Below are 12,800 nucleotides of genomic sequence, written 5' to 3' on the forward strand. Positions count from 1 at the left end.
CGGAGAATTACTGGGCATCACGCAAGACTTGCTTCAGTTGTGCAAAGTCGTTGTCACGCTCCAGCGACAGTAATGCCATCGCGTTGTGCTTCGCTAACGGCGCTGGCAGCGGAATGTCTTTCTCTAAGATCTCATCCACCACTTCTTTGAACTTGGCAGGATGCGCGGTACACAGGAACACCCCGGTCTCGCCTTCGGCCAACTGCGCATTCAGCACGCGATAAGCAATCGCACCGTGCGGTTCACACAAGTAACCCGCCGCATTCATATCACGCAAGGTCTCGGCAGTTTGCGCATCAGTCACCGCGCCGTAACCCAGCGTATCTAATCCCCAGCCTTGACGCTGACACAGCTCCTCGATACGTGGCCAGTTATTCGGCTGGCTCACATCCATCGCATTGGAGATGGTCGGGACGGTCGGTGTTGGTGCCCACTCACCGGTTTGCAGGTAGCGTGGCACGGTATCATTGACGTTGGTGGCCGCAATGAAGCGTTTCACCGGCAAACCAATCGCTTTAGCAAGTAGGCCCGCCGTCAGGTTACCGAAGTTACCGCTAGGCACCGCAATCACTAACTGCTCACGGGCTGCTTTTGGCAATTGTGCGACTGCTTCAAAGTAGTAGCAGATCTGCGCCATCAAACGGCTGATGTTGATGGAGTTAGCCGAGTTCAGGCCAATCTCTTCACGCAGCGCGACATCATCAAAGGCGTTCTTCACTAAGGCCTGACAATCATCAAACGTGCCGTTAATCGCCACGGTAGTAATGTTGCCGCCCAGCGTACAGAACATCTTTTCCTGCAGCGGGCTGATCTTGCCTTTCGGGTACAGGATCACCACCTTGATGTTATCCATGCCATAGAACGCATGCGCCACTGCCGCACCGGTATCGCCAGAGGTCGCGGTCAAAATGGTGATTTTGCCGTCTTTCTCAGAGACCGCTGCCAGTGATTGCGCCATGAAACGGCCACCGAAGTCTTTGAACGCCAGTGTCGGGCCGTGGAACAATTCCAGGGCATACACGCCGTCTTTCACTGGCACAACCGGTGCCGGGAACTGGAACGCGGTATCGACCATCTGGGCCACGGTTTCCGCCGCCAACTCTTCACCAATGAATGCCGATAAAATCTTGCTGCTGCGCGCAACAAAATCCAGTTCTAACAACGCATCAACGTCATCAAAAACGGGCAGGGTTTCTGGGAAAAACAGCCCTTGTTGGCGGCCTAATCCCTGACGGACAGCCTGCCCAAACGAAACCTGCTCTTGGTGATCTTTTAGGTTGTATAAATTCATGCTTACAGCTCACTTCCTGTTACTTTTGATCCCTGACTGTCGAGACGACAGACATGGACGAATCCTTCATCATTCTGAACATAATGATCTTGCAACCATCGTGCAATACGTTTTGCCACGTCCAGATCATCACAGACACTGAATAAGGTCGGCCCAGAGCCAGAGATCCCACTGGCCAGCGCGCCCGCTTCCAGTGCATATTGTCGCGCTTCGGCAAAGCCCGGCAATAAACGCTCACGGTACGGCTCCGCCACCACATCTTTGATCATTTTTGCTGCCAGCGCCGGCTGCTGAGAATGGCAGGCATGAATGAAGCCTCCCAGATAGCGACCATGGGCAATGATATCCTGACGACGATACTGCGACGGCAAAATCGCGCGCGCTTCTGCCGTCGGCACTTTGATGCCCGGGTAAGCCATCACCCAGTACCAGTTATCAAAACACGGTACCGGCTGGCTGATGATCCCCAGCTCTTCCACCATGAATTGCAGGCCGCCCAAATAACACGGCGCCACATTGTCATAATGCAAACTGCCGGAGATCTCCGCTTCCATCTCGCCCATTAACGCCAACAACTGGGTTTCATTGAGCGGTTGGTCATGGAACTGATTCAACGCATCCAACGCCGCCACAATGGAACAGGCACTGGAGCCCAGCCCGGAACCAATCGGCATGTTTTTCTCCAGCGTCATCGCCACTGGCTGTACCGTCTGACCTTGCTTGTCCAACTCGCGGGCAAACACCTGCCAGCAACGGTAGACAATGTTCTCCTCTGCCTGCGCCGGCAGTTTATCGACAAAACGGCCGACACATTGCAGCGAAAACGGCTGCTCGCCCGCCGCCACACACACGCGATCGCCCAGCAAGGTGCCATCAATGGGTGACACCGCTGCCCCTAGGACATCAAAGCCGACACTGACATTGCCAATCGACGCTGGCGCATACACAACCACACTCATCTTACACTCCTAGTTTCCAGCCAAGCGTACGCATGAGGTCCGCAAACACACCGGCGGCCGTCACTTCGGTGCCCGCACCGTAACCGCGTAATACCAATGGAATTGGCTGGTAGTAACGGCTGTAGAAGGCCAAGGCATTCTCACCGTCTTTGATCTTGAACATCGGGTCATCCGGATTCACGGCAGCAATCTTCACCGAGCACTGCCCGTTGTTAATTTCCCCGACATAACGTAATACTTTATTCTCTTCGGCCGCTTCTGCAGACAACTGGGCGAAATACGCATCCGCTTCCGGCAGACGATCCATGAACGTCTCCACCGAGCCATCCGCATCAAAGCCCGATGGCAAGGCCGCTTCGACCACAACATCGTCCAGCTCTAACGCCATACCGGCTTCACGTGCCAGGATCAGTAGCTTACGCGCCACATCCATGCCTGACAGATCGTCACGCGGATCCGGCTCCGTGAAGCCGTTATTGCGAGCTACCGTGGTCGCTTCACTAAAACTCATGCCTTCGTCCAACTTACCGAAGATGTAAGACATCGAGCCAGACAAAATGCCCGAGAAACGCTCCAGTTCATCACCGGCGGCCATCAGGTTCTGCAGGTTTTCGATCACCGGCAGACCCGCACCCACTGTGGTGTCGTACATGAACTTACGGCGGGTGGAGCGCGCCGCCTGACGCAACTGGTGGTAGTACGCCATGCTCGCCGTGTTGGCTTTCTTATTCGGAGTGATCACGTGGAAACCGGCAGCCAAAAAGTCTGCATACTGCTCCGCAATGCCTTGGTCTGAAGTACAGTCGATGATCACCGGGTTGATGATGTGGTTACGTTTCACCAATTGGATCATGCGCGCCAGGCTCAATGGCTCAGCCGCCTCACCCATCAGATCGCGCCAGTTATCCAGCGCCAAGCCACGGCTATCCAGCAGCAAGCCTTTGCTGTTGGCTAAACCACACACGCGGATCACAATGCCGTTCTCAGCCAGTTTTGGCTGCTGACGGCGAATTTGATCCACCAGCTCGGCCCCGACGCCACCAACACCGATAACAAACACATCAAGGGTGTGCTGACTGTTAAAGAGGTTCTCGTGACACGCTTTGACGGACTCAGACACTTTCTCGTCCGGGATCACCGCCGAAATCGCACGCTCTGACGAGCCCTGTGCAATCGCCACCACGTTGACATCCACCTCGGCCAATGAGGTAAAGAAACGAGAGGCCACGCCACGGGATGTGCGCATACCGTCACCCACCAAAGTCACGATGGCCACTTTGTCAGTGAACTCGACCGGCTCCAACAAACCTTCTTTGAGTTCCAGCTCAAAGCTGTTGCGCAGGGCACGCTGGGCTTTAAGTTTGTCGGCACTTTCGATACAGAAGCTGATGCTGTATTCCGACGAGGATTGGGTGATCAACACAATCGACACACCGGCAGAGGACATGGCCCCAAACACACGAGCCGCCATGCCGACCATGCCTTTCATGCCCGGGCCAGAGACGTTGACCATGGTCAGATCTTTCAGCGTGGTGATGCCCTTGATGTCTAGCTGATCTTCACCGGTGTCCATACCAATCAGGGTACCGGCGCCTTGTGGGCTGAAGCTGTTTTTGATCAAACACGGAATGTGAAACTGGGCAATCGGCGCGATGGTTTTCGGGTGAAGCACAGACGCACCGAAGTAAGAAAGCTCCATCGCTTCTTGATAGCTGAGGGATTTAAGCAGACGCGCATCCGGCACTAAGCGCGGATCGCAACTGTACACGCCATCCACATCGGTCCAAATCTCACAACACTCGGCACGCAAACACGCTGCCAGCACCGCCGCAGAGTAATCCGAACCGTTACGGCCCAGTGTCACCAACTCGCCTTTTTCGTTACCGGCGGTGAAGCCCGGCATGATGTGGACATGGCCTTCTTTCAAAGGATGGGCACGGAAGTTTTGGGTCGAGGCTTCAATATCCACATGCGCTTCAAGGTAATCGCCGCTGGCCGCCAAATACGCCACCGGATCAATCAGGCTTGCAGCCTGGCCACGCGCTTCCAGCAGTGACTGCATTGCCACAATCGATAAGCGCTCACCTTTACTGATGATTTTGGCATAGACGTTATCCGGACACAGCCCAAGCAACTTAATGCCGTGGACATATTGCTTGAGTTGGCCAAGCGAGCTGGCCAGTTTGGCATCCATCGCGACTTTGTCGAAATCCGGTGCGATGGCTTTCAGACCGGTAAAGAGGTCGTTGAATACTGTTTCTAAATCTTTGATCTGCAATTCAGCTTCACCGTGCTGAATACTGTTTTCAATCACTGATACCAGCTTATTGGTGACTTTGCCCGGTGCGGAAAGCACCACAGACACCGCCCCTTGCTGGGCATTATTTGCAATGATGTCGGCCGCTCTTGCAAAACGGTCGGCATCCGCCAACGATGATCCGCCAAACTTTAATACTCGCATTCCCTACTCCCAACGTCCTAATTTTTGCTTCCGCCACAGCGACAGAAGAATTCAATATTCGGGTCAAAAAAAAGCCCACATCGGGTGGATGTGGGCTTTTTCCTGCAATTCTTTTTGCGTATCAGCCCACCCCAGCAACCATGGTGCCGGTAATCGTGATAATGGTGGTGGTGCCGATAGCGTTGTACATAACTGTCCTGAAGCGTTGTTAAAATAACCTGTCTGTATCTACGTTTACCGGAATCACTGTGGCGAGTCAACCATCAATTTCTTCAGGTTCGTGTATTTATTCATCACAGACGGTAAGATTTCTGTCTAAAAAGCCAGCAGAACACGGATAATTTTACGCAAGGGTGAACATCCGGTGCTATGACTATCCTTAGGCGATTCCCTCGAATAATGCCCCTGCTCCCCCCCTCGGTAATGCATGAATAGGGACGGCATGGACAGATAGGTAGTGCATGAGACAGGGACAGATGGGAAGCCTCGCTTTTTCACAAAGAGTCACAGGAGGAACCGCATGGCTGCTGCTATGGAACAACTCGTTGCCCATACCATCTTACAAGGCTTTGATGCCATGTACGGCCGCTTCCTGGATGTCACGGGGGGCGCACAGGAGCGCTTTGAATCGCAAGACTGGCCAGCGGTTCAACTGGCGCTGAAGACCCGTATCTCGTTTTACGATCACCACGTCGGGCTGGTGACACAGCAAATCACCATCATGCTCGGCCACCGTTATGCCAACCACACGTTTCTGATGGCGGTCAAAACGGCCTATGAAGATTTGCTGCTGGATTACCCTCGCTATGAAATAGCAGAAAGTTTCTTTAATTCAGTCTATTGCCGCATTTTCGCCCACCGCCATATTAACCGTGATAAGTTGTTTGTACACAGCTCACAGGCCGGTCGTATTCCCTCTTACCCCACGGCGCTGACCCGGCTCTATAACACCGGCGCCGGCTTGCCCGTCTTACTGGAGCGGGTGTTGGATGACACCCCCTTCAATCTGCCGTGGGAAGATAAGGCCCGTGACATTGCCGCCATTACGGAGCGTCTGCGCCATGAATGGGATCAGGCATCGCCACCGCCGGTGATAGAGATGATCCGCGAGCCGTTTTTCCGCAACAAGGCGGCTTATCTGATTGGCCGTATTCGCTTTGATGATCACCAGAGCCTGCCACTGGTACTGCCGGTGCTGACCACGCCGCAACGTACGTTGTATATCGATGCCTGCCTGTGTCAGGTGGATGATGTCAGTATTTTATTCGGCTTCGCCCGCTCTTATTTTATGGTCTACGCCCCGGCCCCGGCCGCGTTAGTGCGCTTTTTGGGGGAGCTGATCCCCAACAAAACCAAGGCCGAGCTCTACACCGCCATTGGCTGTCAAAAGCACGGTAAGACCGAGCTCTACCGCGAGTTTCTCCACCATATGGAGCATTCCAACGATAAGTTTGTGCTCGCACCGGGGATCAAAGGCATGGTGATGTCAGTGTTTACCCTGCCGTCTTACGACTTTGTATTTAAGATCATCAAAGACAAATTTGCACCACAAAAAGACATCAGTCATGCCGTCGTCAGAGAGAAATACCGGCTGGTAAAAGAACACGACCGCGTAGGCCGTATGGCCGATACTCAGGAATACCGTAACTTTGCCTTCGATCGCCACCGCTTCAGTGATGAATTGCTGGAAGAATTACAAGCCGTTGCCCCATCAAATTTGGATGTCACGGATGAATACGTGATCATCAAACACCTCTACACCGAACGGCGCATGATCCCGTTCAACCTGTACATTGAACAGGCCAATGATGACGACCTGCGCCATGCAGTCGATGAGTACGGTAACGCCATTAAACAACTGGCGGCGGCCAACATTTTTCCCGGCGATATGCTGTTTAAAAACTTCGGTGTCACCCGCCACAAACGCGTGGTGTTCTATGACTATGATGAAATCAGCTATATGACAGAAATGCACTTTCGCCGCATTCCACCGCCCCGCTATCCGGAAGATGAGATGGCTGCCGAGCCGTGGTACAGCGTGGGCGTCAATGATGTGTTTCCGGAAGAATTTCGCACGTTTTTGCTGATCAATCCCAAAGTGCGCGCGCTGTTTAACGAGCTGCACAGCGATCTGTTTGAACCGGAATATTGGCAACGATTACAACAAAATATCACCGAAGGGCAATTTGAGGATGTGTTCCCTTACGGACAAGGACATCGCTTCTTTCACGCCGAGAATGGCGCAAAAAGTGACGCAGAAAATGGCGAGAAGATCTCATCATAGACATAGGCGCATGTCTTTTTCGAGCAAGATCACCTAGTATTATTTTGCTAACTAGGAAGTCAAATAAATCATAATCGAACAGGGAAGGTGATCCATGCGCTTAAAGCTAATCACAGCGACCCTGCTAGTAGTGGCATGTCAAACAACTGCAGCAGAGCACAGCTTACTCGACAAGGCTGATGATCACTCGTCATCGGGCTGGTTTCTGTCGTCTCAATCTCGCGGCGCCGAGCAATTCGATCTCTGGCAGATCGACAGCGGCTATGCCTATGCGATCACCGATAACACCGCCCTCTACCTCAGCACACGCCTGAAAACCGGTAACGAGCGTCAGTCTGCCAGTCGCGGCCTGTTATCGGGCGTGAAATACCATTTCACCCCACGCCTTAGCCTGCAAAGTGCGGTGACCTCTGAAACGCAAGATCGCGACACCACATTAGGGGTGGAAGTCTCCAGCCAGTATGAAGTGAGTGAGCGCATCAATCTGCATGCGACAATGGATTACGAAGCGCTAGAGCAAGTCTATCAATTGGGGATTGGCTTTAAGTTCTGATCCTCATCACGCCAATAACTAGACACAAACAACAATACATAAACTACAAAGAGGGACGCCATGGCGTCCCTCTTTGTTCACACGCGGTTTTGCCCCCGATCCCACGCATCCTGCTACGACAGCACCGATAAATCCAACGGCTTTTGGCTGAAGATCACCCCGTTACGATCGGCATACAGCATGTCACCAGGATAAATCAGCGTTTCCACCACGGTCAGCGTGACGTTCTCTTCCCCGGTTTGCCGTTTCACGGTTTTGATCGGGCTGGTGCCCATCGCCTGCACCCCCAGATCCAGCGTCGCGAGAGTCCCCACATCACGCACAACCCCGTGTACCACAATCCCTTCCCAACCGTTTTTCTGCGCCAACAGCGCCAGTTGATCGCCCAGTAATGCCTTGGTGCTGCTGCCGTGACCATCAATGAACAAGACCTTGCCTTTACCCGGCCGCGAGACGATATCCCGCACCAGGCTATTATCTTCAAAACAACGCAATGTCACGGTTTCACCGAAGAAGACGTCGCGTCCCCCGAAGCTGTGCAAGGACAACGGTAACCAGCGTACATCCTCCTCATAGTGATCACACAAGTCTGGGGTCAAATCTTTTAATTCTATGCGTTTATCCATTTCACACCCTTCCTATTAACCATCAACACATTGCTTCGTTAAGTGTAGAGAAGCTCTGACCAATCACCCAATCTTTGTCCCTTTCTCCGCATTTTGCCGCTTTTCTGTCACACGCCGTCTGGCCATACGGGTAGACAATTCTCCGGTTAAATGAAGATAAAATGTTACAGTTCAGACTCAAAATTCAAGGAATGTACCGTTTTCGGCGCATTTTATTGCTGCCAAGTGGCAGATATTGTTGCGAAGAACCATGCAGGTCGACACAAATGCTGTTAGAATTGCAAGGCAAGGGTAAACAAGGTGTTACTTATACTTAATAAGTATCGATGGGTTGCTACACGGTGACCAGAATGCTTCACAGATCCACCCTCACACCTTGGGCGCGATGCGTTTTTTTGTAGCGAATGTTACACAAAGTGAAGAGTCGTAATACACTTCATCCTGTTTGATATAAATCAACAAAACGCACAATAGCAGGCTCGAAACAAGCGTCAAACATTGTTAGAGAGCTGTTAAGTGAATACAATTGCAGCCATCCCATGGAGATTGTAGCCAATGCCCTAGATATTGGGCTTTTTCAGGGTTATACCTTCACGCTATGAAGGCCTGAATAAATGGATGGCGTACCCGACAGGAGAGTTCGATGCGGTTCTGCCAGCATTTTGATCAAGACTTTTCCTGTATGTGAATTTTTTTATAGAATTTAACTATTCTGTTTTTGATCAGATTCCGTTTTTTGAACTTAGGTACTGCCAATGCAAACCCCTCACATTCTAATTGTAGAAGACGAGCACGTAACACGTAACACCCTGAAGAGCATCTTTGAAGCTGAAGGTTACACAGTATTTGAAGCGAACGATGGCGCAGAAATGCACCAGATGCTTTCAGAGCACCCAGTGCATTTGGTTATCATGGACATCAACCTTCCGGGTAAAAACGGCCTGCTGCTAGCGCGCGAACTGCGTGAACAAGGCGACATGGCGCTGATGTTCCTAACCGGTCGTGATAACGAAGTGGATAAGATCCTAGGTCTTGAAATCGGTGCTGATGACTACATCACTAAACCATTCAACCCTCGTGAACTGACTATCCGTGCACGCAACCTGCTGACTCGCGCAATGAACCAAGGCTTGCCAACTGAAGACAAGCGTCTGGTTGAGCGTTACGAGTTCAACGGTTGGTCACTGGAAATCAACAGCCGTTCACTGGTAAGCCCAAGTGGCGACCAGTTCAAGCTACCACGTTCTGAGTTCCGTGCCCTGCTTCACTTCTGTGAAAACCCAGGCAAGATCCAGACCCGTGCTGAACTGCTGAAGAAAATGACAGGTCGTGAGCTGAAGCCACATGACCGTACGGTTGACGTGACGATTCGTCGTATCCGTAAGCACTTTGAATCTGTTGCTGATACCCCAGAAATCATCGCAACCATTCACGGTGAAGGTTACCGCTTCTGTGGTGATCTAGAAGAAGAATAAGCCCAGCGCTTATCTTAAAGACAAAAAACAAGGCGCCTTTCGGCGCCTTGTTTGTTTTTCCGCGTTACCGCTATCAAAAGACCTGCGCAATCACGACCTGCTTTTGGATCACGGTGTGCTCCTGACCTTGGAACAGCACCGTCACAGCCACATTCACCGTGCTGCTCGGTTGCCATTCCGGCCCGCCCCGTAATGCCACTTCCAGGCTCTTATTGCCGTCTTTGCGAATCTCCAAATGCTGTTGTACCAACCACTGTTCATCACCTTGCTCTATCAGCACTTGGGTGATCTCAATGCCTTTCGGCAGCGGCTGGTGATCCGCCGCCAACAAGCGAATGGAGGCAAACAGTTTACGCGCCGGATTGGCGCCATCATCACCGATCACCGGCATGCTGTTCAGCCACAACTCGCTGCCCAGATGTAACGGCACCTCCCCTAACACCACCTGCTCCGGTGACTGCCAGATATCCACCGCTTCCGGCAATTGCACTGGCGTGGATGACTCCGCGCGCTCTGGTGTTTTGTCCGAAGACGTCTCGGTCTCCGTTTCAGTTTGTACCGTTTCGGCCGAGGATTCACTTGAGACCGGTTGACGCTCGTCGCATCCCATCAGCCCTAACACACTCATGCAGCCCAGCAACCCAATACAACCTTGCTTCCACGCCGCCTGTTGGCTGACCTTACCGGTCTGCGTCACCCGTTGTCCGGTGCTTCTTTCACGTCGCCTTCTCATGACGTCTTCTCCTGTTGGGCTAACCATTCTTTGAGGACTTGTAGATCATTGTGGTAGCCATTTTTGATCTCATCGACCCAGTCATTGATATTTTCCCACCAGGCCGGCAATTCCGGTGACTGGGCTTTCTGAGCCACTTGCTGAATGTGTTTCAGGCCGATTGACCCTGCCGCGCCTTTGATTTTGTGCGCTTCAAATTTGATACCGTCCTGATCTTTGGCGGTCATGTTGGAGTCCAAAATGGCGATGTATTCCGGCATTTTTTCTTCAAACATGGCAATGCTGTCATACACCGGTTGGGTGCCGACAATCTCCACGTACGAACTTAACATCTCCAAATCCAGCAAGGTATTAATCGTATCTTCACTGAGGCTGTCCCCGCTAATGAGTGGCTCATCGCTCGCCTGTGCCGGCGCATCGTCCAGTGAACACGTCAGGACTAACTGCTGGATCACCGAGGTAATGGCTTTCACACTGAGTGGCTTACTGAGCGCTTCATCCATACCTTTATTCAGGTATTCACTGCGATCGTTAATCACGTTGGCGGTCAGTGCCACCAATGGCGGCAAGTGCTCGTAGCGCTCACGCAGCGTCTTCGCAATATCAAACCCGGTCATGTCTGGCAGCTGTATATCCAGCAGCACCAAGTCATACGCCTCCGGCGTGAACATGGCGAGCGCCTCTTCCCCGCGCATGGCGACAGTCACGGTATGGCCCAAACTTTCCAGCAAGGCTTTGGCGACGGTGATGTTCAGCTCAATGTCTTCCACCATGAAAATGTTCAAACCCACTTGCGGCGTGGCCGGCATCACATCCTCTTCTTGCGCCTGCTCCACCAGCGGTGCACTGAAGGTCACGGTAAAGGTACTGCCTTCGCCCACATCGGAGCACACGGTAATGTCACCGCCCATCATCTGCATCAACTGACGAGAAACTGCCAGGCCAATACCGGTGCCGACCGCATGCAGGTTGTCGTTCTCATCTTTGACCTGATAATACATGGCAAAGATTTTGTCGATTTCACTGGCCGGAATACCGATGCCGCTATCTTCCACCTCAAAGGTGATGTGCGCCATGGTGTCATCCTGATCGGCCGTGACCGACATCACCACGCCCCCTTCTTTGGTGAACTTGGTGGCGTTGCTGATCAAATTCCACAACACCTGACGCAAGCGGGTGCCATCCACTTCAATGTGAGACGGCAAAGCGGTCAGACGTTCCAAATCAAAACGCAGGCCTTTTTGCTCTGCCATCAAATGGCAGATCGTACCGACTTCATCGACAAACTCATTAAAGTCGAGCGGCTTAGGCATCAACTCGAGACGACGGCGATCCGCTTTGTCCATATCGATGATGTCATTGAAAATGTTACCCAGCGTGATCGCGCTGACCAAAATCGTGCGCATGTAGCCGCGCTGCTCATCGTCCAGTTTGCTGTCAAGCAACATGCGGCTTAAGCCCACAATCCCGTTCAATGGCGTGCGCAATTCATGGCTGATGGTGGAGATAAAGGCGGTCTTATCGCGGCTCGCTTTCTCCTGCGCTTCTTCGTACTGCTTACGCTCGGTCACGTCGCGGCCAAAGCCCATCAAGCCCAAGCGGCGGCCATCACGACCATAAAACGGCACTTTACGCAGTTCAAAAATCGCTTTGCGGCCGTCCGGGTATTCCAGCCACTGCTCATAGGTCAACGGCTCGCTGGCCCCAAAGACCTGCTGATCCGTCTCGACAATTTTGCGCGCCACATCTTCGCTGTAAACATCCCACGGCGTCAGGCCCACCAGCTCTTTTTCGGTGCGGCTGGTCAGCTCTTCCATGGCACGGTTACAGCCGGAGAACACCCCTTTTTCATTGCGGTAATAAATCAGATCCGGTGACGCATCCAAGAAAGACTTCAGCAGGGCACTTTGTGAGGCCAGTGCCATCTGAGCTTTCTCACGCTCGTACACTTCGTTTTCCAGATCCTGCATCGCTTCCTGGCGCGCTTCTTCGGCTTTCTCGCGCTCTTCAATTTCGAGGTTTAGCTGAGAGATGTTTTTCTGGAGTTGTTTATTTAACTGCATGTCTCGTGAGCGCATTTCTTCCAGTTTGGTCACCAACTTAGACAGGCGCTGACGCGACTCTTCCAGCTGATCCACCACCACCGATAAGAAGTAGACCGCCCACGGCGTAATGAGCAAACCAAAGAACACGGAGCGGACAATATCAATCCAGTGCACTTCCCCTTGCAGGATCAAGGTCACCCCGACCTGCACCACCACAGCCAGGGCCACCAAGGCTAACGCCAGCAGCAAACTGAAGCGGATCAGCCCCAGCTTGACCAGCAGATCCACATAAAACTGTGCCAGCACTTTGATTTGTTTCATTATTTATTCCTAATACTAACGGCTATATCCATGATAAATGACGCATTCCACA

General features: G+C 52.4%; 9 protein-coding genes and 1 other annotated feature. Of the genes, 3 read left to right on the plus strand and 6 right to left on the minus strand.

The genetic code is table 11. The annotated features are described in order from the left end of the window. Positions 1–7 precede the first annotated feature (7 nt). The 3 genes from thrC to thrA are packed head-to-tail and all read right to left on the minus strand — an operon-like array spanning position 8 to position 4,711. On the minus strand, positions 8–1,291 hold the full coding sequence (gene thrC, locus ABT58_RS11220; protein ID WP_047874492.1) for a threonine synthase: 1,284 nt from the start codon (positions 1,289–1,291) through the stop codon (positions 8–10). 2 nt (positions 1,292–1,293) lie between these two features. Continuing rightward, a complete protein-coding gene (thrB, locus tag ABT58_RS11225; protein ID WP_047874493.1) occupies positions 1,294–2,250 on the minus strand; it encodes a homoserine kinase in 957 nt (318 codons plus the stop codon). Between the two features lies 1 nt (position 2,251). Then, a complete protein-coding gene (gene thrA / locus ABT58_RS11230) occupies positions 2,252–4,711 on the minus strand; it encodes a bifunctional aspartate kinase/homoserine dehydrogenase I (RefSeq protein ID WP_047874494.1) in 2,460 nt (819 codons plus the stop codon). Between the two features lie 64 nt (positions 4,712–4,775). Continuing rightward, positions 4,776–4,894: a sequence feature (Thr leader region), on the minus strand. A 337-nt stretch (positions 4,895–5,231) separates the two neighbouring features. Here thrA and aceK point away from each other — a divergent pair. Together aceK and ABT58_RS11240 are read left to right on the plus strand one after the other, a co-directional pair. After that, positions 5,232–6,995 carry a bifunctional isocitrate dehydrogenase kinase/phosphatase gene (gene aceK / locus ABT58_RS11235; protein ID WP_047874495.1) on the plus strand — a complete coding sequence of 588 codons (1,764 nt, stop codon included), beginning with the start codon at positions 5,232–5,234 and terminating at the stop codon, positions 6,993–6,995. Positions 6,996–7,089: 94 nt separating this feature from the next. After that, on the plus strand, positions 7,090–7,548 hold the full coding sequence (locus ABT58_RS11240) for a hypothetical protein (RefSeq protein WP_047874496.1): 459 nt from the start codon (positions 7,090–7,092) through the stop codon (positions 7,546–7,548). A gap of 113 nt (positions 7,549–7,661) precedes the next feature. Here the strand turns inward: ABT58_RS11240 and ABT58_RS11245 are convergent, their stop codons facing one another. Beyond that, positions 7,662–8,174 carry a putative 4-hydroxy-4-methyl-2-oxoglutarate aldolase gene (locus ABT58_RS11245; RefSeq protein ID WP_047874497.1) on the minus strand — a complete coding sequence of 171 codons (513 nt, stop codon included), beginning with the start codon at positions 8,172–8,174 and terminating at the stop codon, positions 7,662–7,664. 755 nt (positions 8,175–8,929) lie between these two features. Here ABT58_RS11245 and arcA point away from each other — a divergent pair. Then, positions 8,930–9,649, plus strand: a complete 720-nt coding sequence (arcA, locus tag ABT58_RS11250) for a two-component system response regulator ArcA (protein ID WP_047874498.1) — start codon at positions 8,930–8,932, stop codon at positions 9,647–9,649. A gap of 73 nt (positions 9,650–9,722) precedes the next feature. Here arcA and ABT58_RS11255 read toward each other — a convergent pair whose 3' ends face one another. Beyond that, the gene (locus ABT58_RS11255; protein ID WP_146147291.1) at positions 9,723–10,382 is read right to left on the minus strand and encodes a hypothetical protein; all 660 of its coding nucleotides are present in this window, start codon (positions 10,380–10,382) and stop codon (positions 9,723–9,725) included. Beyond that, complete coding sequence (gene arcB, locus ABT58_RS11260; RefSeq protein WP_047874500.1) at positions 10,379–12,748, minus strand: aerobic respiration two-component sensor histidine kinase ArcB; 2,370 nt, start codon at positions 12,746–12,748, stop codon at positions 10,379–10,381. The genes ABT58_RS11255 and arcB overlap by 4 nt, the downstream gene beginning before the upstream one ends. Positions 12,749–12,800: the final 52 nt, after the last annotated feature.

It is taken from the genome of Photobacterium aphoticum (assembly GCF_001029435.1).
GTDB classification, from domain to species: domain Bacteria; phylum Pseudomonadota; class Gammaproteobacteria; order Enterobacterales; family Vibrionaceae; genus Photobacterium; species Photobacterium aphoticum.